Annotated in this window: 12 protein-coding genes; 3 read left to right on the top strand and 9 right to left on the bottom strand. The window is 46.5% G+C overall.

The features are described from left to right. The first annotated feature begins 197 nt into the window (after positions 1-197). Positions 198-2,357, top strand: a complete 2,160-nt coding sequence (locus F6K46_RS11150) for a cellulase family glycosylhydrolase (RefSeq protein ID WP_293056314.1) — start codon at positions 198-200, stop codon at positions 2,355-2,357. 179 nt (positions 2,358-2,536) lie between these two features. On the opposite strand, the gene F6K46_RS11145 is transcribed toward F6K46_RS11150, so the two are convergent. The 9 genes from F6K46_RS11145 to lepA form a co-directional block, all read right to left on the bottom strand. Beyond that, on the bottom strand, positions 2,537-5,134 hold the full coding sequence (locus tag F6K46_RS11145) for a glycosyltransferase family 2 protein (RefSeq protein WP_293056303.1): 2,598 nt from the start codon (positions 5,132-5,134) through the stop codon (positions 2,537-2,539). Positions 5,135-5,310: 176 nt separating this feature from the next. Next, positions 5,311-7,914: a cellulose biosynthesis cyclic di-GMP-binding regulatory protein BcsB gene (locus tag F6K46_RS11140; protein WP_293056292.1), complete on the bottom strand. Its 2,604-nt coding sequence runs from the start codon at positions 7,912-7,914 to the stop codon at positions 5,311-5,313. Between the two features lie 163 nt (positions 7,915-8,077). Then, positions 8,078-9,379: a glycosyl hydrolase family 8 gene (locus tag F6K46_RS11135; RefSeq protein WP_229415287.1), complete on the bottom strand. Its 1,302-nt coding sequence runs from the start codon at positions 9,377-9,379 to the stop codon at positions 8,078-8,080. A 371-nt stretch (positions 9,380-9,750) separates the two neighbouring features. Then, positions 9,751-12,183: a tetratricopeptide repeat protein gene (locus tag F6K46_RS11130; protein ID WP_293056281.1), complete on the bottom strand. Its 2,433-nt coding sequence runs from the start codon at positions 12,181-12,183 to the stop codon at positions 9,751-9,753. Between the two features lie 69 nt (positions 12,184-12,252). Then, the gene (gene iscB / locus F6K46_RS11125; RefSeq protein ID WP_293056278.1) at positions 12,253-13,524 is read right to left on the bottom strand and encodes an RNA-guided endonuclease IscB; all 1,272 of its coding nucleotides are present in this window, start codon (positions 13,522-13,524) and stop codon (positions 12,253-12,255) included. 273 nt (positions 13,525-13,797) lie between these two features. Then, positions 13,798-17,529, bottom strand: a complete 3,732-nt coding sequence (locus F6K46_RS11120; RefSeq protein WP_293056275.1) for a hypothetical protein — start codon at positions 17,527-17,529, stop codon at positions 13,798-13,800. Positions 17,530-18,489: 960 nt separating this feature from the next. Next, on the bottom strand, positions 18,490-19,881 hold the full coding sequence (locus tag F6K46_RS11115) for a UDP-glucose/GDP-mannose dehydrogenase family protein (RefSeq protein WP_293056269.1): 1,392 nt from the start codon (positions 19,879-19,881) through the stop codon (positions 18,490-18,492). A 126-nt stretch (positions 19,882-20,007) separates the two neighbouring features. Then, entirely contained in the window at positions 20,008-20,943 is a 936-nt protein-coding gene (locus F6K46_RS11110) for a UDP-glucuronic acid decarboxylase family protein (RefSeq protein WP_070392770.1), read from the bottom strand. Positions 20,944-21,234: 291 nt separating this feature from the next. Further along, the gene (lepA, locus tag F6K46_RS11105) at positions 21,235-23,046 is read right to left on the bottom strand and encodes a translation elongation factor 4 (protein ID WP_293056251.1); all 1,812 of its coding nucleotides are present in this window, start codon (positions 23,044-23,046) and stop codon (positions 21,235-21,237) included. A 205-nt stretch (positions 23,047-23,251) separates the two neighbouring features. On the opposite strand from lepA, the gene F6K46_RS11100 reads away from it, so the two are divergent. Together F6K46_RS11100 and F6K46_RS11095 are read left to right on the top strand one after the other, a co-directional pair. Further along, positions 23,252-23,506 carry a type II toxin-antitoxin system CcdA family antitoxin gene (locus F6K46_RS11100; RefSeq protein WP_070396646.1) on the top strand — a complete coding sequence of 85 codons (255 nt, stop codon included), beginning with the start codon at positions 23,252-23,254 and terminating at the stop codon, positions 23,504-23,506. Positions 23,507-23,638: 132 nt separating this feature from the next. Next, positions 23,639-25,360 (top strand): ATP-binding protein, encoded by a 1,722-nt coding sequence (locus F6K46_RS11095; RefSeq protein WP_293056217.1) that lies wholly within the window; start codon positions 23,639-23,641, stop codon positions 25,358-25,360. The last annotated feature ends 328 nt before the right edge of the window (positions 25,361-25,688 follow it).

Below are 25,688 nucleotides of genomic sequence, written 5' to 3'. Positions count from 1 at the left end.
GCAAGGGATTGCTCGCCATCACGGGTCGCACCTCAGGGTGAGGGAAGCTCAATATCAATTTCTTAGGTGCGCGCCTCCAAGGCCGCGAGCAATCCCTCGCGGCCTAGGGTCGCACCTTTCGGCAAAGCCGACGCGGGGCGCGAACAGGCGCGCACCTCTAGTTGTAACCAACTCTACCTCTTTTGTTGTAGAAACCGATGTCTAGATTTTTCCGGCACATATCCCGAGTTGCCCGCATCCTATCAACTATCCTGCTGACAATCATCAGCCATTTCGGGCAGCCTCGACGGCGCAAGCCTGGGCATAGTAGGCTTCCTAAGTACCGGCGAACCAAATTTACACTTCCTTGGCGAATCATTGGTCTTGGCTTAGCGTTAGTCTTTTTATCCCTGATGGAATTAACCTTGCCTTCTCACCATCCTGTTGATGCAGCCAATGCTGCAAGAACCATGCAGCTACCTCTTTCTACCCAAGGATCACAACTACTTGATTCCCTAGGTCGCCCGATATTACTCAGAGGGGTGAACTGGTTTGGGATTGAGACAGAGTTGCATGCTCCTCATGGGTTGTGGAAACGAGACTACAAGGATATGTTGGCGCAGATCAAAAGCTTGGGCTACAACATGATTCGGCTGCCGTTTTCTATCCAATCCCTAAGAGCCTCAGAGGTCAGTGGGATTGATTTCAACATCGGTAGCAATCGGGAGCTTTACGGTAAATCGCCCTTGGAGGTCATGGATGCCATTATCAAGGAAGCCCAGCAGCAAGGCATATTAATTTTGTTGGACTGTCACCGACTCAATGACCAACGTATTCCTCCATTATGGTACGGGGATGGGTTTACGGAAACTGATTGGATAGAAACCTGGAAAATGCTGGCAACTCGTTACCGCAATCAGCCTAATGTCATTGGTGCAGACCTGAAAAATGAACCCCATGGTCGAGCCAGCTGGGGAACAAACGATCTAGCCACTGACTGGCGACTGGCAGCACAGAGGGCTGGTAATGCCATTCTTGCAGTCAACCCCAATTGGCTGATAGTTGTTGAAGGTGTGGAAAAGAATGTTCCAGGTCAACGACTAGCGACCCATTGGCATGGGGGTAATCTGGAAGGGGTTAGGGAATATCCAGTACGTTTGTCTAATCCGAATAAGCTGGTCTATTCCCCCCATGAATACGGCCCTGGAGTGTTCAATCACTCTTGGTTTTCAGAACCGAGTTTCCCTAACAATTTGGAATACCGCTGGGAAATTGCTTGGAACTATATCGCTAGACAAGGCATTGCGCCGATTTTGATCGGAGAATTCGGTGGAAAGGAGGTAGACCCTAACTCAAAAGAGGGAGTTTGGAAGCGGCGGCTGGTAGATTACATTAATCGAAACAATCTAAGTTTTGCCTACTGGAGTTGGAATCCCAATAGTGGGGATACTGGCGGGATCCTGCAAGATGATTGGCAGAGTGTGGAGGCTCCTAAGCAACAACTGCTTCAGGGACTGCTAATTGCCAACAATTTCGCCCCGAACGTGGGAGTTGCTCCGATTATCCCCTCAATTTCCATACCGCGACCAAGTTTCCCACCAGGCAGAACCAAACCAATGCCCACGCCATTACCGAATTCCCAACCCAGGTCAATCGGGCAAATGCCTACACCAACACCAACAAGTAGGCAGCCATCCAGAAGCGTTGCACCACTACCTCCACCCCTCTCCAATCCCACACCCAGGAGGGTTGCACCACTACCCCCACCTAACCTGCGTACCAACCCTGGTGTAATCCCACCGTTACCTGCACCTAACCTGCGTGTCACACCAACTCAAGTTACACCCCTTCCCCTACCGTCACCCCTTGCCAATCCAGGTTTAAAGGAGCCACTACCTTTACCATCCCCCAGTGCCAAACCTAGCGACAGGGCACCTTTACCTTCATCGCCACCTGATACCAACCAAGCTTTAAGGGAGCCAAGACCAACACCTGAAACTAGCCCTAATCTCCCTAACCCTAATCTCTCTACAAGGTCACAGACTAGAAACCGTGTCCCTTTAAAAGTGGTACCTAACCTGCATTCAGATTGGCAAGAAGGATTTTGCATCGGCATACAGGTTATCAATGAGGGCAGCACTAAGGTTGAAGACTGGGAATTAACATTCCAAATGAATCAAGCTGCGATTAACAATAGTTGGAATGGTAATTTCCAACCCCGTAACATGGAAAACTCTCAATCCTCTAAAGACTATGTGGTCACCCCCCTGGATTGGGGACGATTGATCGAACCTGGTCAAAGCCGTCATTTAGGATTCTGTGCCAACAAGCTAGGGTCTGACTACAAACCGAAGCAAATGTTGGCATCAGGCCAGTGAAGGTTGATATGCGATTGGCCTACGGCCACGCTACGGGAACCCCGAAGCGCTGGCACTACTTCCTCAATCACCCGGTGAGCTTTCAACCTTAAGCCTTAAACCTCCAACCTCCTTAAACCTTAAACCTTAAACCTTCAACCCGATTAAACCTTAAACCTTCAACCCGATTAAACCTTAAACTAGAGTACTTTCAAAAGCTGTTTAATTTTGGTCTCCTGTTTCTGCTTTAATTGGTCTGGGAACTTCAACTCAATGGCAACTTGATCGGATAAATCTTCGACATCTACAATTTGAGCTAACAATCGCTGTGGTAACTGGTTAGTGGATTCCTGACTCAAGAGCAAGCCAACGAAAGGTTGGTCTTGCTCCATTCTCCGCAAATCTTCTGGTGTGAGCAATGGACTAGTTTGCTCGGTGGTGTCAGAAAATTCAGTGCTGCGGTCTAATTCCACCCGTAAACTCATCACTCCCATTTCAGTTGCCCTGCCACTGTAAAACTTACCTTCCCAATAAAGCTGAGCAGTAGCCCTAATCTGTTTCCGCACCTTAGTACTACTGGTTTGGGTGTTCAACTCTCGGAAGGCACGGAACACACCAGTGGCTAAGAAACCTAAGGAGCCCATGGGTCGGTCTAAGGTCGCACGCTTCTGGGAATACCACTCCCTGACATCGGAATAAATTACTAGGACTAAATCATCTAGCTGAGCTTGAGTGAGGTTGATAAAATTAATCGCAAGGTGAACTTGATGGTCACTAATGGGTGTCTTGCGGATAATTTGTCCAGCAACAAAGGCTCGTCTGCCGTAATCTCCCACAATTTCAAGGTCTACTTGATCAGGTAGGTTGGGCCAGCTATCTAAGGCAATTAAAACTCCGCTTTCTGAGATATTAACCGTTTCCCCTGGCCAACTCTGGTCAGGGGTGTGAATTGTCACCGGAAGGCGTCGTAGCAGGCGGTGTTTGGGGCGTTGTTGGGGTTGTTCAAAGGCAACCAGCAAACCTGCTATCAGCAGAACCGAGTTAAAGACGCACCACATGGCGTTAACCAAGACCGCCTCTGTATCTTCTGGGCGGAGCAGCAGCCAAAACGGAACAGCTAGTAAGGCAGCAATCACTATAGCTGTTACTACCAAAAGACCCTGTACTGACTGCCAATCAAAACTCCGCTGACTAACCGATACCCCCTTGTCAGTTACATTAAATGAACCGAGCTTGGGGTTAATCACCGCCATCAGAGTGACATACCCCGTCTGGAATGACATCACAAATTCAAACACCTCGTTCCAGAAGGAAAAGCGAACTTCTTTGTAGGTGATATAGTTAGCATTGAGGCTAATCAGTAGATGGGGCAGGGCATAAAATAAGGTTTCTAGCCCCAAACCCTGAATGGGATTGATGCCAAACAATAGGAATAGAGTGGGAGTGACAGCGTAAATCAGCCTGGGAAAGCCATAGAAGAAGTGGGAGGTGGCTGAAAAATAGCAAATCCGCTGGCCTAAGGTGAGATGTTTTGCCTTCCAGTTCAACAAGGGGAATTCTAGCCGTAGAATCTGAGCCATTCCCCTTGCCCAACGCACTTGCTGACCCACATAGGAGGCAAAGGTTTCAGGGGCTAAGCCAGCAACCATAATCTGGTCATAGTACACTGACTCATAACCTAAGGAATGGAGTCGGAAGGCCGTGTGACAATCTTCTGTAACGGTTTCAACGGCAATTCCCCCAATCTCCAGCGCATGGGTTTTGCGAATTACCGCTGCTGAGCCACAGAAAAAGGAAGCATTCCAGAAGTCATTGCCCTTTTGCAGTACTTTATAAAAGAGTTCATTCATCACTGGAATCTCACCCTTAGTATAGAGATTTCGCTCAAAGGGGTCGGGGTTAAAGAACCAGTGGGGCGTTTGCACAAAGGATACGTTTGGGTTGTAGAAAAACCCGACTGTGCGCATCAGCAATTTTCGCACTGGAATGTGATCGCAGTCCAGAATCAATACCAGATCGCCCTTGGTAGTCTTAAACGCTGTGTTGATATTACCTGCCTTGGCATGATCATTGTTAGGTCTAGTCAACAATTTACAGCCGATTTCTTCGCACATCTGCTTCAACTTTTTGCGACGCTCTGGATACTTTCTGCCATCATCTAAGACATAGACTTGTTTTTTATCCTCCGGATAGTCCATAGCCAGAGCGGCTACTGCTGTATTGCGGACAATTTCCACAGGCTCGTTGTAGGTTGGAATGTAGATATCAACCTTGAACCATTGGTCTTGAGGATAGTTAGCCAGATCAACGGTTTCTCGGTCTTTGATTTTGAGAGTTTGAAAATAAGCTAGCACTAGGGTTAGAATTGCATACAATTCCGCCCCCAACAACAGCACACAGAAAAACCCGTTGATCCAAGTATCAAAATTTAGGGTATAGGCAAAGCGATAGTATAGGTAGCGCATGGTGGTCACCAGGCTCAGCCATACTAAAAACAGATGAAAATACTCACTGACTGTTTTATCAGATTGTTTGGCTTCAGTGCGCACTACCACTTGACCAACCAATATTAGTGCGATCGCTACAATCCCCTGCTGCCTGACTGTTAGGGGTGTAGTAATCAGGGGTATGGATAGCAACACCAGCAGCAAAATCAGCCACGACAAGTGATTCGACCCTAGCCGTGCTAGGACTCGGTCAAAAAACCGAGGTAGGCGATCAACGAGTAATGTAATTAAAGGGGAGCGACGAGGGCGATTTTGCCTATTTCTCGATTGTTTGAATAAGGAAAAAGACATAGCAATTTATAGCATTTTGATTTGAGATGTGAAACTAATATTGATGTAAGTATTCAGCCGTCAGCTATCAGCTATCAGCTGATAGCTGACAGTGGAATTTTGATTTAATCCTATTTAATAGACAGACAAAAGTAAATACTAATCAAGAGTAAAGACTAATCACTAATCACTAATTACTAATGACTTTTTTGATCTGTAACACGCTTGAGGTACAACTGGCTAATGCCATAAAGCAGGAAGGTTACGCCCAGAATACCTAAAGCTAGGAACCACCAGTTTTGTTGGAGGAAGAATGCTGCTTTACTGAGGGCGGAGGTTTTTTCAATGCGCTTTTTAGAACGGGCTAGTTCAAAAAACTCTAGCTTATAGGCATCGGGGTCATAACCAGCAGGGTCTTGTTGATAACTACTAACTAAAACCGTATCCTTCTGCAACTGGTAGAACCAAGAATCTTTAGTGAGAATCTGCCGCACGCGGTCTAAGCCATTTTCCGTTTGACCACTCAAAGCCAAAAGTACCCGCTGATTGTTATCGGGAGACATGATTTGTTTAATTACCCCTTCACTATCCGGTAGAGTTTGGACACTAGCTTCACCCCACTGACGTCCTAGAGCATTACTCAAACGCAAACCTTTTGACTCAAATACCTCTGGAAACGGAAATTCATCCCTGGTGCCAATTCCGACTAGATTGCGCTTCCTCCTGATCTGATCAGGCAATTGTTCAATGGTGTAAACATCCAGCTGTACTGAATCTGCCTTACTCAGACGTCCTAAACGTTCACTCATAGCAAGGAGGGTGAGCAGATCGGTATCAGATGGTGTCTCTGACAACACGATCGCTGTATTGGACAAATCTTGAGGAGCTGCAAATGGGTAACCTACTTGCAACAGTTCTAGATTAGGTAGTTGAACTGAGGGCTCCCGATTAACTTTGAAGCTGGTTTCAGCATGAACCGTACCGGTTAGTTGTTGATCAGTAATTTTACCACACTCCTCTGGTTCCCTGGGGTTCAGCCGGAAAGCAACTTTGATTTTAGAGGTGGGTTTAATCAGATTGGCAGGAAGATCCACTTTGAGGGTTTCTCGCTGTGAGCCATCCCTCTTAGTCAAGCGTTTACCACCAATTAGTACATCATCTAGTAAGACTTCTACAGCAGAGGTGCGAGGATTGACCTGGGGACCATAGCTGTATACTAAATTCATGGAACTGCCCCGTTTAAACCGATCATCCGGTAAGGCACGAAAATCAAACTCTACCGGTGGTGCTGAAGTCCCTCGCACCGTGACGTCTTTAAAGGGTTTACCATTGGGCTGAGTAGCGATGTCTTCGAGAGTAAAGGAATTTTCTTCTGGCAAATAACCAGGCCAATTTCGGGGGGATGGTATTGGTACATCCCGAAGCTGATCTACGAAAATTAATTGACCTGTGCCAAGTTTACTGGTATCTGGCTGTACTAAAAACTGGGCAGCCTTTTTCACGCCATCTGGGCCATTGCCAGTCACCACCAAGACCGGGTTACTGCCATCATTGACTGTGGTAAGTGCTAGCACACCGACATCATCGGGTAAGGGAATCTGATTCCCATCTAAAATCTGATTCCCGGAGAAGGTAAAGGGCAGTGCTAAAGACTTCAAAACTGGTTGATCCCCAGGAGTCCCCATCACAACTAAACTATCGCCCCACTCTAATTCGTCGATAGTCTCTACCAAACGGGTGGTAATGGGACGGAAGTCAGCCAACCTGCCTAAGGAAGCCTGTAAGCGAGGCGCAGCAGTCAACCAAGATTCTAAGGACTCCACGGATCGGGTCTGGACATTCCCCTGCGGCAGCATATAAGCAATGCGATTGGCATCTAAGCTGAGTTGATCAAAGAAAGGATAAGGATAGCGACTGAAGTTTAGGGGAATAGGTTCAACTTGGTATTGGAAGATTAATTTTGAATCCGGCAAAACCTCAGTCCACAACGTGGCATCCCCTCCATCCGTACAGCCAGTGGTGTTGTGTTGCTGGGCTACTAGGGAAAGTTCATTGTAGTCCTGGATCAGGGTCGTTGGGATAGCAAACATGACGTTAGCCACCTGAGACTGCTTGCGGTTGAGAGGGACACTGGCCACACTGGTACCATTAATCCGCAAGGTCAGGTTAGAGCGATTTGCAATCAAGGCTGGTGAATGCTGGAAGCGGATTAAGGCTTTGGCGGTTTTTATATTCCAACCCCTCGGACGGGTAAAGCCCAGTCTTGCTTCCGAATAAACCCCCCGCATACGGAGGCGATTGCCTACAATCGGAGAGCGGTTAAATTGCAAGATGTACTCACTTAATGGGATATTCGGCGTAGAAGCAATTGGATTTGGGGTAGATTGGGGCTGTGAACGAGGTTGGGACTGGGAGCGGGGTTTGGTCCGTGGCTGAGGTCGGGCAGCTGGTCGAGGTCTGGTGGGAGCAACCCTTGCTGGCGCAGGATTAGAACGTCTTTGTCGTGGCGCTGCTGGAGCAGCTTTTGGTCTAGGTCGCGCCGCTGGCCGAGGTCGAGGTTTAGGTTTGTAGACTGGAGCCTTAGTGGGGGTTTTGGGTAAGCTGTACTTCTGGATGAACTGGTCTTCCTGTTTTCTGAGGTTACCGTCCCCTTGAGCTCTGGTTAGGGTAGTACCGATGCCGAGGGTTAATACCATGCTTGCACATAGCAGCAACAAGGATAATCTAGGACCTAGAGAAGGACGTCGTTGATGATTAGTCGTACGATCTTGGGCTTGGGAGCGGCGAAACAAGAATTTCATAATCTTAACAATAGAGAATACTAGGAGAATAGTAAGATCACCCTTAATTTATAAAGAAAAGTTGTATTGCTTAGGCTTAACTTTAACGATTGAGACCATTTTTGTCACCTGTATTACCTGATTGATCGGTATAGTTATTGGTCTGTTTAAACTATTCCCCTCCCTAACTGGGATTTAACAGGTTGCGGTCGATGGCTGTGGTAGGCAATAACCCTAACCAAGCTAAGTTTTGGGTATAGTAGGCCGATTGATCATCCCAAATCCCTTCCTGATATTGTGGTAATAGTTTCTGCTCTATCAATTCTCTAGCCATGGCTGGTTCAATTAAACGTAGGGCAGAATAAAGCATGGCATATTGGGAAGTTGCTTCGTAAGTCACCGTTGGTTTTCCCTGGATGTCAATCCTGGCGGGCAGCTTTGAAGAAGAACGCCACAGGGATTGCAAATGCTGGGTGGCAGTACCGAGATAGGCAAATGCTTCTGGGGTATTGAACCAAGCTGCATCCCAAGCAACCCTCCACCACACTCGGTAGGCATCAAAACTATAAGAACTTTTGAGTGGACTGTCTGGTGGCAATGGCTGGAATTGACCAGTTTGGGTGTCAAGGGCGACCCAATCGCTGGGTAAGCCTACAGCAGAAACCTGGGAAGATTCTTTTAACACCTGGTAGCTACTATCCACCAAACTTAACCAGTCATGGTTGGAATCAACTTGGGCAAAGAGACGAAAGGAGAAAGGAGCAAGATATGAGGGGTTGAGATATAGAGTTGATGGAGAAGGGACAAAGGCTGCTACAGGTCCTGGCAGAAGATAGCGCTTTCCCCTTACCTCTTTGGTGGACAAGTTCCAGAGATCTTCCAGCTTAGTCAAAGCTAAGTCTAGGTATTCCGGACGATTCCAGCGGCGGTAAGCTAAAATTAATGCCGTTGCTGCATCAATATCGGCATCGCTGGCAAAATTTCTGTCAATCGCACCCCAGTTACCGCTCTGATCACGACCCCACTTCCACACCCACAGTTGATCTTCGAGAGTACCATTGGTTCCTGAGCGTTTGAGATTGTTTTGAGACCATTGTAAGGTTAGGGCAAAGGTGGTGGGGTCATCGGCAATGACCGCTCGCAGCATCCCATAGGCTTGCCCTTCAGAGGTTGAGCGATCGCTAGCTTCGTAGTCGATGACTCGCCCGTCTTTTTGAATAAATTTCTCTTTGTATACACTCCAACTTTCTGCTATAATATTACTTTCGTCTATAGGTAAAGTAGTCTGGGGAGGGTCTGGTTCAGGATACTCACGGTAGACTGAAGGCGTTTTGGTTGGTGATGACTGGGGGGGTGTTGGGGTTGGAGATCGTCTTGACAATTGATGGGGAGCACAACCCAATTGACTCAACATAATGGTGACAGTAACGATAGAAACGCTCTTAGTGCGACCCATAAATAAATGTTGACGGCTGTTGTAGGACATCGTAAATTTGCGGCTCTTACATTTACTCCTCAAACATAGTTGGATACAAGCCTCTAGATTGATCCAACCTGGTCTTTTAAGGCAAGAAGTCTGAACATCAGCCTAGCCCAAAAACATCAGAGTTCAGAATTATTGAATGCTGATATCGGCTTTAAAAGTCTGGATTATTGATTTGTGATTATAAAATAGCCAATTTTTAATTGCCAATTTTTAAGTGTTCATTGCCATTTGGGATTTTCTCTTTTCATACCTTAATCCTTTATACTTCATCCTTAATCCTTAATCCTTCATCCTTGACACTTCATCCTTTATACTTCATCTAGACTTCATCCTTCACACTTCACACTTCATCTAGACTTGATCCTTTATCCTTAATCAAAACGTTCCCAAGGCGGTTGGAAACCCCTGCGGAACAGAAATCCTTCTTGGATTTGCTGTCTCTGACGGGACAGAGTAGCAGTACTAGAGCCTCGACTGAATTCCTCCAGTCTTAGCTGTTCCAACTGTTCTAGGGCTTTGACTTTGAAGTCTTCAGTCTGATTTAGTCCAACTAAGGCACGACGTACCCCAAAATCCAGGGGTTGGATCGCAAGACCCCTATAATAGAGTTGCTTGGCCGAGTCAAAGCGCCGTTGTTGGAAACGAACACCACCTAAAGCAGCAATAATCTCCGTGTTACTTGGTTCTGCGGTCAAAATCACCTGATAGGCGCGCTCTGCTATGTCTAACTCATCAATCGCTTCTGCCAATCGCCCCTGCAACAAGTATGTCTGAACGGAGTAGGGAGCCCGATTGACTAATTCAATCACCTGAGCTCTGGCTAATTCTGGACTACGCTGAGCAATAACCTGAATTAAACGGCGGTTTACTGGTATGTTGTCTGGTTCAGATTGCAGGAGCGAAATGTATAGGGGTTCCCGTGTGGGATTGGCAGGTAGAGCACCAACTAGAGCAAAGAGTTCTTGGGGCGGAAGCACATTAGGTTGTGTCTGCAACCAATAGTATACAAATGCCTCAGCTTGGGATTCTGGAATCAGATTCGCTTGGTAGGCAATTGTAGCTCGTGCTAACTGTAGGTTAACATCACTAGGATTGAGCGCCACTAGTTGGTCATAAAGTGCCACAGCTTCCCCTGGTCTATCTTGTAGCAGAAGTATAGATGACAATCCTTGCAATGCACCATTGAGAATATCTCGTTGTGGGTTGCTGGCAATCAAGGCTTGGTAACGCTGACGGCTAGCAATCCAATTACCTTCACGACGTTCAATATCTGCCGCTAGCAACTGTACTGCCAGATCGTTAGCTCCCTGGGGTGTCGCGGTATAAGTAGCCAAAGCATTTCTAGCTGAGATCAAGTCATTGGCTTCAATATATAGTTGAGCGATCCGAAAGTACAAAAACGGGGCGTTAACCCCAGATGCCAGGATATTTTGGTATATAGATAGAAATTGTGGCCCCGGCGGCTCGATCGGGATCAAGGCGTCTGCCACCGCTTGCAATTCGCTGGGTTCAGTAGGTAGGGGAATCAGTATGGTCGCTAGACGGTTGCTCAATTCCGCTTGAGAAATTAATCCGGTCTGACGTTCTAGACCCACGATCTTAATCATGAGACTACGGTTATCAGGCTCGAACGCAAGCTGTTGTTGGTAAAGCTGCAATGCGGTTGCCCGTTCGCTGGGTATGCCTGTGAACACATCAGCTATTTCCCGAATTAAGTTAGGGTCATTAGGATTCTCTGCCAATGCTTGACGGTAGAGCATCGAGACTTGGGCTTCGAGGGCTGGATCTTGATTTTTATTGCGAATTTCATTTAGCGATCGCGCTAAGGGCAATGTGGCTTGGGGTAGACCTTGTAAAGGCTCTAATACTGCCAAGGCTTCAGAGATTTGTCCATTTTCGCTATAGGCTTGGGAGAGGGCGGCTCGGGTTTGGATGCCTAGGTCATCCAGCTGATCGATTAGGGCGAATCCCACTAACTCGTTTTCCAGAACCTGCACCGCCTGAGCCGCATTGCCAGTTTGCCTTAAGGATTGGGCATAAGCCAGGACAGCATAGCCACTAATCACATTCCCTGTCGCGAGGTATTGATTAAAGAGTTCCAGACCCCTTTGAGGGTTACCGTTGTAGGTGTAAACTTCTGCTGCCCCTATTAGCACATCTGGACTAGGGTCCGTTTGCAGCACAATTTCATAGTCTGCGATCGCTTCACCAAATCGTTGCTGATAACCATACAGCAGAGCTCGCCTGCCACGAGCTTCTGTATCATTGGGATTAATATCGAGCAAGACCGTAAGGGCTTCAATTCCCTGAGCCTGCCATTCTTGTTTATAAGTCCCGAACAGACCTACTGCACTTAGGGCTAACTCATTGGTAGGGTCTTCAGCGATCACCTGTTGATAGGCATCCCAGGCTTGGTCAATCAATCCCTGTCGGCGGTAGGCGATGGCTAGGCCAATCTTCGCATCAATGGATTGGGGATAACGCTGGACAGCTTGCTCAAACTCTTTAATTGCCTCCTCCACTCGTCCTTCCCTGAGCAGATTAAAGGCTTTGATAATCGGCACCGGAATAGTTTGGGCTTGAGCTGCCTCAAGGCAAAAGGCAAGAGGGAAAAGGGAAACAGTTAAGGGTAAGAGGTAAACGGTCAAGGGTAAGAGGTAAATGGGTAAATATTTTACCACACGGCGGCACGGATGGCAAGGTGAATCCAGTCCCTTTGCCTTTTGCCTCTGACCCGAGGATTCTCCGCTCTTTATCGGGGGTAAGCCTTTTCCCTTGTTCCTTTTGCCTTCCTCTAGAATCATCTTTCCGCCTCCCGGTCGTCTCCCGCTATAATCTTTGATTTAGCGGTGAGAGGAAAGGGAGGACAGAGTTTAATGCCTATAAGCATAACCATCTTTCCTGTGAATAAATTGACAATATTTATGACTGATACCCTGCACCAGTCCTGATTTAGTTGAAATATTAAAAGATCCGGATTTCCGGGTCGCAACTCTTCCCACATAAGTACCGATTTTTTTGCCTTTAGTTACAACGGCGCGAACAATATCTCCTGTTTGAAAACCTTTATGAATCTTAGTTCTTGAACAGTAACGGATAGGAAACCCATACTTGTTTGTTCGACAAATTTTACGAGTACCGTGACCTTTAGCGGCAATAAGTAAAGGTTGATAACCCTCAATAATTAAAGTATCAACTTTGCCAACATTTGCGGCATCCAGCCAATGAGTTTTAGGTAGGTTTTGACGACATCGGTTGAATTTAGTCAAACCACCACTCCCGACTTCAACAGGTAATCCGATTGATTTCAGTTCATGGTACAACTTCCAACGAGTTGTGTTAACGGCAGCCGCATCAGTTAAAGGTCTTTTGGCTTGAGACAAAACCCGTTTCAACACGTCAGGTTTTCCAGATAAGAACTGTTCGATTTCTTGAGCAGACTTAGACTGATTGCATGAATGACACGCAATAGCTAAATTAGAGACTCTATTCGAACCACCTTTAGATAATGGCTTAATATGCTCAATCTCTAACTGAGTACCCGTTGTCCCACAATAGGCACATTTTCGATTCCATTTTTCGAGTAGATATTCTCGAAGCTCGTAACCGTAGAGCGTACCTTGCTGATACTCAATGCCAGATATTTCGGGATTTTGCAACTTCTGAGTGTCAAATCTAACCAACTCTTGAGAGATTCCTGCAATGGGACATAAACGAGTTAGTTTTTTAACCCAAGTCAAGATGTTATGAACTCTAGACATTAGGCTAGGAGCTAACCAGCCTTCTGGTCTAGACCGGTTAAGAAATCTAGGCTTGCGATACCGAGTTTTGCGGTTACGGCGAGCACACCTTAGTTGCCTACGAGAAGTTAAGGCATCTCGAATTTGAAAACCTCTGTGAGTAAGTTCACCGCCCCAAACTATTCGGTTACCTTGAACAATTGCTAAGCCACTTGTTTTTGATCCGGGGTCTATTTTGAATTGTGACCCGTGGGTTATTGGTTCTTGTATTTCCTCCGTTAAAATTATAGTAAATGGGTAACGACGATAGACTTTAGCTTTTCCTGTCGAAAGTAGAATTCTAGCTCTCGCCGGTTTGCATGGATCTAAAGGTTGTCGATTTGAGTTAAGTACAAATACACGCATAATTGTGTTTTCTCCTATTACTAGGGTAAAGTTAGCTTAGTCAAAGTTATTTCTCGGTACTTTCCCGATCGCACTGACTTAACTCAACTAGGTCTGTTTAACGACCGGGTTCTAGAGCTGGGGACTAGCTACGCATCTCCAGGTATGAACACTAACTCTCAGAAATAACGTAGTTCTGTAAGAACCTAGACTGGTAAACTATGAGCTTGAAAGCTCCCGCTATAGTCTGTTCGCGCAGCGTCGGCTACGCCGAAAGACTTAGCGGTGAGTTGTTTACTGAGTCAACCTACCTCTAGGAGTTACATCAAAATCGGTTTTCAATCGAAATCCGGCAAAGGTTTCTTTTAAACTATTGCGTTGCTGAAGGCTAAAACCAAGCCGCACATTAGGTAAAAATTGGAAATCGTAGTATAGCTCTAAGACATCTGGTACATCATCCCCATTTTCCTGGCGCAATTCCTCATTGGAGAGATCCCGACCATAGGCTAATCCTACCCGGTCATTCTTAGAAAACAAATCCAAGAAGGTGATTCCGAAACTGAAGGTGTTTCCCTCTTCATCCAAATCCCGGTTGCGGTAAATCCCATAGCGACCAAATATGCCCATATTCAGTTCAGGAATAAACACTTCGCCATTGACACCAAATGCTTCTTCATCATCATTCTTGTTGATGCCAAAGTCATCCCTTCCCCGTTCGATGGAGAAAATTTCCCGGAAGCCACTATTGGCACCACCATCCCTGCCTGAGGCATAGGTTCCTCGCACGATCACATTATCGTAGCGCAGACCAATTTCTCCAGCCAAGCCATTGAGGTCAAATCGCTCCAGACTTTCAGCTGATGAAAACAGAGCAACTTTGCCTTCTATATTGTCTGTCACTGCCCAGTTAACCAATAAACCTGGACGAGATGCGATCGCAGTAGCACTCAAGGCTGGATTAGTTTGAAAAACTGGATTAAAGAAATGGCTTACCCCATCCTTGGCAAAACTATTGCGATCAAAGTAGGAGGTTAAATCCAACTGACCGACAGAAAAGCGCAGAGTGGGTAAGGTGCTAGCAGGAGCAGCCGTAAAGAACAACTGATTGATAGTTGCCCCTTCGTTAGGTGAGTCTACCAATTGGTCATTTTCGCTAGTCAGATCTAGGGTAGCTCCAAACAGGAATTGGGGCGTTAGCACATAGTTTCCGTCCAAGCGAGCTCTGGCTACTGAATTTTCCCCTTGAGTCACGAAACTACCCTGGAAACGCAATGATGCTGGGGTGAGAGCGGTAGTAGGCAGCAAGGGGCGACCGGTGGATTGGGCAGTTGGGGGAGAGGTTGGTCGATTCAGGTTTGAGTTAGGAGCCGGTGGCCAGGGTTGTAGTGCTGGTTGCAAGAAGGGTACTTGACCAAAGCCAGGGGTATTGGGATTTGGCACCACTGGGATGGGAGTGACTTGCCCTGGTACCTGCCCTGGGGGGGTGGCTGGGAAAGGAGACTGGCCAAAGCCAGGGGTGTTGGGATTTGGCACCACTGGGATGGGAGTGACTTGCCCTGGTACCTGCCCTGGGGGGGTGGCCGGGAAAGGAGACTGACTCAAGCCAGGGATGTTGGGATTTGGCACCACTGGGATCGCCATGACTTGCCCTGGTACCTGCCCTGGAATGGTATTTAAATACTGTAGCTGACCTAAGCCCAAGCCATAACTACTGCCCCCTATCGGAATGGGATTGATCGGGACTACTGACTGGGGGGCTGGGGCAGTTCTCAGATAGGGCAGCTGACCTAAACCCGAATTGTAAGGACTACCCCTCATGGGCATAGGATTCACTGGGGCTGGCAGAGGAGCGGGCATGGGTCTCGGGTAGGGCAACTGACCGAAGCCAGGGTTATAGGTAGTACCCCCCATCGGAATGGGATTGACTCGGGCTGGCAGAGGAGCTGGTGTAGTTCTCAAATAAGGTAGCTGACCCAAGCCAGGGTTATAGCTAGGGTTATAGCTATTTATCCCCTGGGGGGTAGACATGCCGAACCCTGCCGTCGGCATCAATAGTACAGTTTGTGGGAAATATGGCAATTGACCAGGATTAACATTATTCGTACCCATAGTCGTACCCAAGGGCATCGTCCCAGTTACTCCTGGCATCATCGGCATCAAGAGTACCGTTTGTGGCACGTAAGGGAAATAGCCCCAATTTGGGTTAGGAGTATTGCTTCCCAACGGCATCGAGTTAGGAAGTGCTGGCAATGACGCTGGTGTCTTGCTTTGTGGGAAGACAGGCAGTTGTCCTACCGCTTGGTTTTGGTAGTTATTCAGAAATAGGGGTGTGACCGTTCCTTGGCCTAGCTGCTCCGGCAGGCTTGGTGGGGAAGGAGGCAGTTGCTTGAACTTGTTGGGAAGTTTACCAGCATTAGACGGAATTGGGTCTGTTGGTACTGCCAAAGGTTGGGTTTTTGCTTGGGAGGTTGTCTGCTGGTTGGAGCTAGAGTTGGGACTATTCGGAACTAACTTCGGAATTAGGGATGGCAGGAGCTGATTACAGGCTGTGTTTGTTTGACAGTTGCTCCAGTTAGCTGGGAGTACTCCTTCCAAATCTACACTCGAACTGCTGCCATAGGGCAACAGTTGGCTTAGCTTGAACTCCGTGAACGTTAAGTCTATTTGCTCTAGGTTTAGCGTCGATGATGACACTAGAGGCTTTTGATGTGATGGCGTTAACGCTAACTGGTCTACTTTAGTGTCAGCTTTAGTGTCAGCAGATTTCTTCTGGGTGACTAGCTTAGAGTTAGCTGCTTTGCTGTGTTTTAGTTCCGACGACTCTGGGACTGGTGAGCCTAGTTTCGAGGTAGCCTCAGGGTTAGGTCGATGAGAGACTTTAGTAGTTTTATTGAGCCGGGATGACTTTGGTAACCCATCCCTGTGTCCTGGTTTTAGCTCCAGTTTCCCTGGTTTTTGAGGCTGTTGAGATAACTCAGGGATTTCCGAACCCACCTTTTTGCTAGTGGTGAGGTTAGGTTGGCTAGTGGTGATGTTTAGGGAAGCCGACGTTTTGGCTTTTCCAAAGGGTGGCATTGCCCTAGCTCTAGACCTGGCATAGGGTGATCTGAACTTGGGTTTAGTTGATTGTCTTTGCTGGTGGTTACCTGTCGGCTGGGCTAGGGTAGTTCTGTTTTCTCTACCGTTTTCTCTACCGTTACTGCTTAGTAAAGCCGACTTTTTGCCTTTGGGCCGTGCTGGAATAACTTTGGCTATCTGCTCTGGCTGGGCCTTAGCCGTCGGCTGGATTGGAGCAGCTACAGTTTTTTGGACGGTTTTTTGGGAGGCAGTCCTTGAGGTAGCTGAGCTTTGGGTTTTCAGCGGTGCAGAAACAGCTTTAGCTGTAGACTCCCGTTTGGCTAATTTTTGCTGCTGCTGCAACCGAGATAATGGTAACTTCCTCCTGGTAACAGAAGAACTGGGCTGAGCAGATTCCTTGGTTTTCAGCAATGCAGGGAGAGCCTCAGGGGTAGCCCTTGACTGGGGTGAGCCTAACTTACGCTTAGCTGCTGGTTTAGCTGATTGTTCAGTCTGGGGTAAGACGTGCGGCGGCACAGCTGAAGTCAGTTTCCTGGTGGAGTTGCTCCTTAGGGCAGAAGATCTTTGGGTCTTAATTGGCTCAGGGATTGTCTCCTGTTGACTTTCAAGCTTTCCTAGTGCTAAGATTTTGGTTTGGGTTACTTGTTCACTTTCTTCACTAATGGATTGCTCTGAATCCTTGCTCTGATTTGTCCGGAGCTGCTCTAAAAACTTAGTATGTTTAGATAGGGTAGTTGCCTGGGCTGGTTCAATGGCACTGAAGGACAGCATCCACACTACGACGAATGACCCAGTACTAAGCAGTTGCATCCATAGAAGGACATTCTTGACTATCCATCTCAGACATTGACTAGTTGTTTGATGGATTGTCGGGGTTTTTTGCCTAATCAATCCTTTCTGTAAACCCTGTCGCCGCTCTAGGAAAGGGCTTGGTTTTTGGCGACTCATACTACCTCCACTCTCATTGATCTTGCCTGACGACCAGTTATGGTCACAATTTTAGGGCACACCCAGTTCTAGATTATTTTGGCTCAGATTTGTTGAAAACTGAACCAAAATTAGCTCAGATCCCTAGGATTTACTTGGACTGTTAGTGATCTAAGCCAAAACTATCACCAAAATTACCATTACTAGAGTTTAGTGCTTAGCTCGATTTGTCGCCAACTAGATCACGCTTAGGTTACTGATCAGGTTTGCTGATAGTCAATGGTTGTTGGCATCCATGAAGCCATTAAACCATTAACACAGATATTTAATCCCCCCATAGTTGACCAGCAAATCAGTTACCTGACCTACCCTGTTGGGGTAGTGCCGATTTCTTGGTAGGACTTTAACACTTGCCGATCACCTAGCCAATGTTAATGGCAATTACTGGTCAGTTAACTCAATTTAGATGCTTGATGCCCCCGTACCAACCTTGCTGGGTGCTGATTGGGGTTTTGTTCTTGTTCAACACCAACAATAGTCTTAACACAAAGTTGTTTGCAAATCCCAACAACTACGATTTTTACCTTTGGGGATGGGGTTTGGGTATTTAGCTAGTATTGACAAAAATAACTGAGGGGTCAGACCCCTCAGTTATTCTAGTACAGGATTTCACTTATGGCAATTTACATGTAAGTAGTATGCTAAACCGACTACCACAAAAATTCTAAAGGTGCGCTTGACCCATTAAAAATTAAATTCGCTTCAGGCGCGCACCAAAGAGGTGCGCGCCTCCTAGGGCTAGTAAATTGCCCTTGGGTCGCACCTATCGGCTTTCGCCGACGCGGGGCGCGAACGGGCGCACACCTAAAAGATGCCGGTAATTTCTTGATCAAAGGGCTCCAGGAAAGTGCTGATCCCTGGAGGAGGAAGTAACAACACAACTTGATTGTCAATCCTCGCTCCATGAGGAGGAGATAGAGTTCAACGACCAATTCCCAAATACGAGAAACCAGCACGTTCTAGCTGGTTCCGATCTAGGAAGTTGCGGCCATCAATGATCACCGGATGGTTCATCAGCTGGGCCATTTTACCATAGTCCAGCTTCTGGAACTGATCCCAATCTGTAACTAACACTAAAGCATCACAGCTATCAGCCAACCGTTCTGGATCGGTTTCGACAATCACGTTAGATAGACCATGACGCATGCCAGTTTGGGAAATAATTGGGTCATAGGCTTTGACCTTGGCTCCGAGTCGGTTTAGTTCTTCCACCAGATTTAGAGCAGGAGCATCCCGCATATCATCAGTATTGGGCTTAAAGGTCAAACCCAACAGGCCCACTGTTTTACCTTTGAGGATTTTAAGCTCTTTCTGGAGTTTTTCAACCGCAAGTAGACGTTGGCGTTTGTTGACACTGACAGTGGCTTTAAGCAAATCTGCTTCATAACCGTAATCTTCAGCGGTATGGAGTAGTGCTAAGACATCTTTGGGGAAGCAAGAACCACCCCAGCCAATTCCTGCTTGTAAAAACTTGTTGCCAATGCGGGAATCTAAACCAATTCCTTGAGCAACTTGGGTAACATCAGCACCGACGCGATCGCAAATATTGGCAATTTCATTAATAAAGCTAATTTTAGTAGCCAAAAAGGCATTAGCCGCATATTTAATCATTTCAGCTGAGCTGAGGTCTGTAGCTAGTACAGAAACTGGGGGAAGGGATTTGTCTTCGGCAAACTGGCGTTCGACAATTGGTTGATACAGTTCCTTCATCATTGCGATCGCTTGTTCGCTATTGCCTCCTAGGACAATACGGTCTGGATTAAAGGTATCGTAAACTGCTGACCCTTCTCGGAGAAACTCTGGATTACTGACCACATCAAAATCCGCTGTAATGTCTTCTGCTGCTTCAGTTTCAGCTTGCCCTCCTGCAGTTACCAAAGATTTCTGGCGTTCAGCTACCCCATCTAGGACAATCATGCGTACCCAATCTCCAGAACCAATGGGTACCGTTGATTTGTTAACAATTACTTTGTAACCATCCTTGAGATGGGAGCCAATCCCTCTGGCAACCGCTTCCACATAACGAGTGTCACTTTCTCCGGTAGGTAGGGGGGGAGTTCCCACTGCAATGAATAAAATTTCCCCATGCTCTACCCCAGCCGCCAAATCTGTGGTAAACTCAAGTCTACCTGCATTAGCTGACTCCTGCATTATTTCCGACAGTCCCGGTTCATAGATGGGAGACTGTCCAGATTTCATCAGCTTAACTTTTTCTTCGTTGTTGTCTACACAGATTACATTATGACCGATATGGGCTAAGCAAGCGCCAGTTACTAAGCCCACATATCCTGTACCAATCACACAAACGCGCATGGACCTATGCCTCAATTAATATAAACTTCAATGGTTAGTAAAGGTTAGGGAAGTCTCACGGTTGGAGCCAAAGATAGTATTGGCCCCCTGACCCGAGGTTGATTGATTTAATTAAATCTGATTGTTTTACTCTTGAGGAGTTAAACGCTTACGGAAATCGGATACTGTCAAATCTAACCCTTCTGACAAAGGAATAGTAGGTTCCCAACCTAGTAAAGTTTTAGCTTTACTAATGTCTGGTTGACGACGTCGGGGGTCATCCTGAGGTAGAGGCTTAAAGATAATTTCTGTATCAGGATTCACCATTTTCTGAATTGCCTGAGCGAGTTCTAATATAGTGTATTCTCCAGGATTTCCGAGATTAATCGGTCCGGTATGGTCATTATTCATAAGTCGAATTAGTCCTTCTACTAAGTCGGAGACATAGCAGAAACTTCGGGTCTGTGAACCATCCCCATAAACCGTTAAGGGTTCCCCCTTCAGAGCTTGCACCACAAAATTGCTAACGACTCGCCCATCATTTTCCAGCATTCGAGGACCGTAGGTGTTAAAAATGCGAGCTACACGAATGTCTACACCATTTTGTCGATGGTAGTCAAATGCGAGGGTTTCTGCCACTCGCTTCCCTTCATCGTAACAACTGCGGATCCCAATGGGATTGACATTACCCCGATAATCTTCTGACTGGGGATGGACGTCAGGATCCCCATATACCTCAGACGTGGACGCTAATAAGAATCTCGCCTTCACCCGTTTGGCTAACCCTAGCATGTATAGGGTACCCATGACATTGGTTTTGATAGTCTTGACGGGATTGTACTGGTAGTGAACTGGGGATGCTGGACAAGCAAGGTGGTATATTTGATCAACTTCTAACCGAATCGGTTCAGTGATGTCGTGACGGACCAACTCAAAGTAGGGGTGTGACAGCCATTTGAGGATATTCCGTTTGTGGCCAGTATAGAAGTTATCCAGACAAATAACTTCATGACCTTCTGCCATCAAACGATCAATTAGATGGGAGCCGATAAAACCAGCCCCACCAGTAACTAGGATTCTCATGCCACTGAACTTTTATCATGTGAAATCAATCCTAAACTAACCTCTGAGTTTAACTGTGTCCAGTTAGACAATTTTTTTTTTAATTGATGGCAAAAATTCCGGATATATATCTCCCCATATAGTTGTTCACCTACCTTGAAAACCGATTCAGTAATTACCGAAGGTTATCATCAAATTTTCTTGGCTGACTGGTTGAAAATTACGCTAGTTCGTATTACTAGGTTGGTACTAAGCATTACGAGATTAGTACTCGGCTTTCAGCTCTGGACGTTTAATGACTCAATCACCCCTCTAACCTTGGTCAAGACGTAATACTGCCATAAACGCTTCCTGGGGAACATCAACAGTGCCTACAGCCTTCATCCGCTTTTTCCCTTTTGCCTGCTTTTGGAGAAGTTTTTTCTTCCGGGAAATGTCACCACCGTAGCATTTAGCCAATACATCTTTTCTCAAAGCCGGAATATGTTCACTAGCAATGACTCGACTACCAATAGCCGCTTGAAGAGGAATTTTAAATTGGTGGCGGGGAATAAGTTCCTTAAGTTTCTCCACCAAGGTACGACCCACATAGTAAGCTTTGTCTCGGTGAACAATTACGGCCAGCGAGTCCACAGGTTCCGCATTAATCAGTAGATCCAGCTTGACTAAGGGATTATCTCGGTAACCAATGAGCTGGTACTCCATACTGGCATAACCCCGAGAGCGAGACTTCATTTGATCAAAAAAGTCAGTAACCACTTCTGCTAGGGGTAATTCATAAATTAAAGTAGTCCGTCCTTGGGCAAGATAAGTCATATCCTTAAAATCCCCACGGCGGCTTTGACAGAGTTCCATCAGAGTCCCAACATAGGTTTCTGGAGTAATCATTTCTACCCGGACATAGGGTTCGGCAATTTTTTCCCGTTCTTGGGGGGATGGCAGAGTACTCGGATTATCAATTTCAAGGACTTCTCCCTGATTGGTGGTCACTTGATAGACCACTGAAGGGGCGGTGGTGATTAGCTCCAAATCATATTCCCTTTCCAGGCGCTCTTGAACAATTTCCATGTGCAGCAAGCCTAAGAAACCACAGCGGAAGCCAAATCCCATGGCAGAGGAAGTTTCTGGTTCGTAGTTCAGGGCAGCATCATTGAGTTTGAGCTTATCTAATGCTTCCTTTAAATCCTTGTACTGGTCAGCATCAGTGGGAAACAAGCCACAAAAAACCATCGGTTTGGCTTCAGTGTATCCCGGTAAAGGGTCAATAGCTGCTGCTTTTGCTAAAGTAATGGTGTCACCCACACGGGCATCGGCTACCGCCTTAATGGCAGCAGCTAGGTAACCAACTTCACCAGCGTGGAGTTCATCGACTTGGACTTGGTTAGGGGAAAGCACCCCTAGCTCATCAATTTCGTACTCCTTGCCAGATGCCATCAAGCGAATGCGATCGCCTTTTTTTAGAGTGCCATCGACCACTCTAAAATAAACGATTACGCCACGATAAGCATCATAGTAACTGTCAAAAATCAACGCCCTTAGGGGTTGCTCTACGGTATCGATTGGAGGTGGAATTAGATGTACAATGGATTCCAGGATTTCGTCGATACCGATACCTTCCTTGGCTGATGCTCGAATTGCTTGGCTACAATCAAGACCAATGATATCTTCGATTTCGGTACTCACCCTTTCCGGTTCAGCTCCAGGCAAGTCTATTTTATTTAGAACGGGAATAATTTCTAGATCGTGTTCAAGGGCTAGGTAAACATTTGCTAGAGTTTGAGCCTCTACACCCTGGGATGCATCGACTACCAACAGTGCTCCTTCACAAGCCACTAGTGAGCGCGACACTTCATAGGAGAAATCCACATGACCGGGAGTGTCAATTAAATTGAGAACGTACTCGTGACCATCGCTAGCAGTATAGTTCATCCGAGCCGCTTGGAGCTTAATCGTAATTCCCCGCTCCCGTTCCAAATCCATATTGTCCAGGAACTGTTCTTTCATCTGGCGGTCGCTTACGGTACCAGTAGCTTGCAGTAGGCGATCAGCTAAGGTCGATTTCCCATGATCAATGTGGGCGATAATCGAAAAATTACGAATATGAGAGACAGGGGCATCAGTCATAAGCTATTGGTATAAACCCAGTCAATAACTGGTCTATTGAGTTCATGATCAACTTAATGTATTTTAATGTTTTCCGTCAGAGGTAAGGGTACTATCCCTGGAATGGTTATAAGTGAGCCAGGCTAATTGTCAGTTATCGTAAAGTTATATTAGTAGTGTTATTAGCCCATTGATTATGAATGATCATGCCTTGCATCAAGAGGGTTTGCTTGAAAACCACCTTGAGTCTACCAAAGCTACTAACGTAGATCTATCACGTTCAGCTGACAAAGAAGAAATTTCTATTCATTTGGATACCGAACTCTTGGATCAAATCAAACACTTGACTAATGATCCGAGTAAAGTAATAGAAACGGCAATTCGTCAATGGCTCAGGGGTGAAAGGGGAGCAGATCAGGAATTAGCCCGTACCTTTGACCGAAATCCACCCCTACCGCCCCGAGGTGAGTGGAACGATTGATAGACAAGAGGTAAAGGCATCTACTTTGAGAGGTTGCCATTGGCTCCTGCTAAGGGCTTGGTTGGTTGCATTTACGTGTTGAAACGGGAACTGAGGCTCCCGGTGTTGCTTGTAGTTTCCAGGTTTCTTTTAATGGCTGCACCTGTGAATTTTAAATGTTTTCAAACTGGATATATAAATAGGCAATCCGCTAGTGCACAAGGTGATTCTAACTTTTTGCAGGGTTTAGGGTGTGAGCTGGTTTATACTCAAGAGGCATCGGGCAAATGCCTTTCTTTTCACTGGCAAGCTGCTGAGCAATATGGTCTGAGTTTGACACAAGTGGTGGGACTTCCCCTAGAAGATGCATTCTGCCCGACTGAAGCCGAAGCCTACCAAGATAGGCTTCAGAGAATTTTGAGCCAGCGAACCCCTGAACGTTGTGTTCAATCGTTTTGTTACCAGGACAAATCCTTTGCCTTTGAGTTGGTCATTAGCCCCATTTTGCCAGCGGATGGCGAAGCAACCACTGTTCTAGTTATGGGTCGCTTTTTGCCGGAATCATCAATATTGGAATGGCGGGAATCTCCTACAAGCCTAAGTGTAGACCCCCATCAACAATTACTCACCAAAATTTCCCGGCAAATTCGTCGTACCCTCGATCTAGATACCATTTGGCAACAAACTGCCCAAAGTCTAGGGGAGGCACTCCAGGTCAGCCGTTGCCTCGTGTGCTATTACAAACCAGACGCACGGGTAACCAAGGTGCAGGCAGAATATTGCCAACAGCCGTTGCGGTCAATGGCCAAACAACTGCTACCCTTAGATTCTGAGCCTTACCTGGAACAAGCCCTCACTAGTCAGGAGCCACTGCTGGTAGAACACATTGTTCCTGGTGAATGGGAACAGTTGTCTGTGTTGGTGGTTTCAACCTCCTATAAAGATGAACCTAATGGTTTGATTTGCCTACAGCAGTGTGATCATCGCCGTCAATGGAGTGCCGCAGAAATCAAGTTAGTGGGGGAATTGGCTGAACAAGTCGGCACAGCGATCGCTCATGGCACTCTTTACAAGGAGTTAGAAATAGCTAGTGAAAGGGCTGAAGAGGCCTCTCGCCACAAAAGTGATTTTCTGGCTAATACTTCCCATGAGTTACGCACCCCTCTCAATGGCATGATTGGGTTTCTGAAGTTGGTTCTTGATGGCATGGCAGACGATCCACAGGAGCAACGGGATTTTATCCAAGAAGCCTACAATTCTGCATTGCATCTGCTCAATATTATTAATGATATCCTGGATATTGCCAAGATTGAAGCCGGGAAAATGGAGCTAGAACTGGCTCCAGTAGAATTAGAGTCTCTGTTTAGAAAAGTTGAGGACTTTACGATCAATCAAGCCGAGCTAAAAAACCTCAGCCTCAGAATTGAAATGCCTGATGTCTATGATGGCATTGTTATGTATGGTAACTATCAAAGGCTGCTACAGGTCATGTTAAACCTAGTGGGCAATGCCATTAAGTTTACTGATGAAGGTGGGGTGACTGTTAGTGCTGAGGTGATCCGAAAGAAGATAACTTTCAAAGGTACAGAATTCCCAGGATTGGTTAAAGTTCGAGTTGCTGATACTGGCATCGGTGTTTCCCTCGACCAGCAAGACCGGCTGTTTCAAACATTTACCCAAGTCGATGGTTCCCGAACTCGCCAATATGGCGGCACGGGTTTAGGCCTAGTCATATCCCAAAAGCTGATTGAAACCATGGGGGGTGTGGTCAATTTTTTCAGTATGGGGGAAAATTTAGGGTCAACAGTTACCTTCACAGTACCTCTTTATCAAGTTCCTGTGATGGTTTCCAATCAAGCAACTGATATGGATTAACCATCCACTTGAAAGGTTACCCTTACCATCACCGCTACCAGTAACTTTAGCATGCTCAAGGGCTGAAAGCTGGCAAGGGATTGATTGGCTTAGGGGGTTAGCTGAAGGCTGGCAAGCTTAAGCGATATCCTCTGCTGGAGAATTCGATCAAATCTGGTTAAATAACCATACTTCCTGCTGACGAGAACAGGGAGAGCAGCTTTCAGAACTATGGAATTAAAATAAAGTCAGCTGATCCTGTTAATGGTTAATAGTTCATTTTTTATAAAACCTAACGGTAAGATTAGCAAACTTTTTGTGCAAAATTTCAACTAAACTTACCTATACT

Origin of the sequence: Moorena sp. SIO3E8 (assembly GCF_010692445.1) — a bacterium.
In the GTDB taxonomy this organism is placed as follows: domain Bacteria; phylum Cyanobacteriota; class Cyanobacteriia; order Cyanobacteriales; family Coleofasciculaceae; genus Moorena; species Moorena bouillonii.
This window is presented reverse-complemented; position numbering and strand designations above follow the sequence as displayed.

Excerpts from the sequence above, each read along its gene's own strand:
- F6K46_RS11150 (WP_293056314.1), top strand. The coding sequence starts at position 198 with ATGTCTAGATTTTTCCGGCACATATCCCGAGTTGCCCGCATCCTATCA.
- F6K46_RS11145 (WP_293056303.1), bottom strand. The coding sequence starts at position 5,134 with ATGTCTTTTTCCTTATTCAAACAATCGAGAAATAGGCAAAATCGCCCT.
- F6K46_RS11140 (WP_293056292.1), bottom strand. The coding sequence starts at position 7,914 with ATGAAATTCTTGTTTCGCCGCTCCCAAGCCCAAGATCGTACGACTAAT.
- F6K46_RS11135 (WP_229415287.1), bottom strand. The coding sequence starts at position 9,379 with ATGTCCTACAACAGCCGTCAACATTTATTTATGGGTCGCACTAAGAGC.
- F6K46_RS11130 (WP_293056281.1), bottom strand. The coding sequence starts at position 12,183 with ATGATTCTAGAGGAAGGCAAAAGGAACAAGGGAAAAGGCTTACCCCCG.
- iscB (WP_293056278.1), bottom strand. The coding sequence starts at position 13,524 with ATGCGTGTATTTGTACTTAACTCAAATCGACAACCTTTAGATCCATGC.
- F6K46_RS11120 (WP_293056275.1), bottom strand. The coding sequence starts at position 17,529 with ATGAGTCGCCAAAAACCAAGCCCTTTCCTAGAGCGGCGACAGGGTTTA.
- F6K46_RS11115 (WP_293056269.1), bottom strand. The coding sequence starts at position 19,881 with ATGCGCGTTTGTGTGATTGGTACAGGATATGTGGGCTTAGTAACTGGC.
- F6K46_RS11110 (WP_070392770.1), bottom strand. The coding sequence starts at position 20,943 with ATGAGAATCCTAGTTACTGGTGGGGCTGGTTTTATCGGCTCCCATCTA.
- lepA (WP_293056251.1), bottom strand. The coding sequence starts at position 23,046 with ATGACTGATGCCCCTGTCTCTCATATTCGTAATTTTTCGATTATCGCC.
- F6K46_RS11095 (WP_293056217.1), top strand. The coding sequence starts at position 23,639 with ATGGCTGCACCTGTGAATTTTAAATGTTTTCAAACTGGATATATAAAT.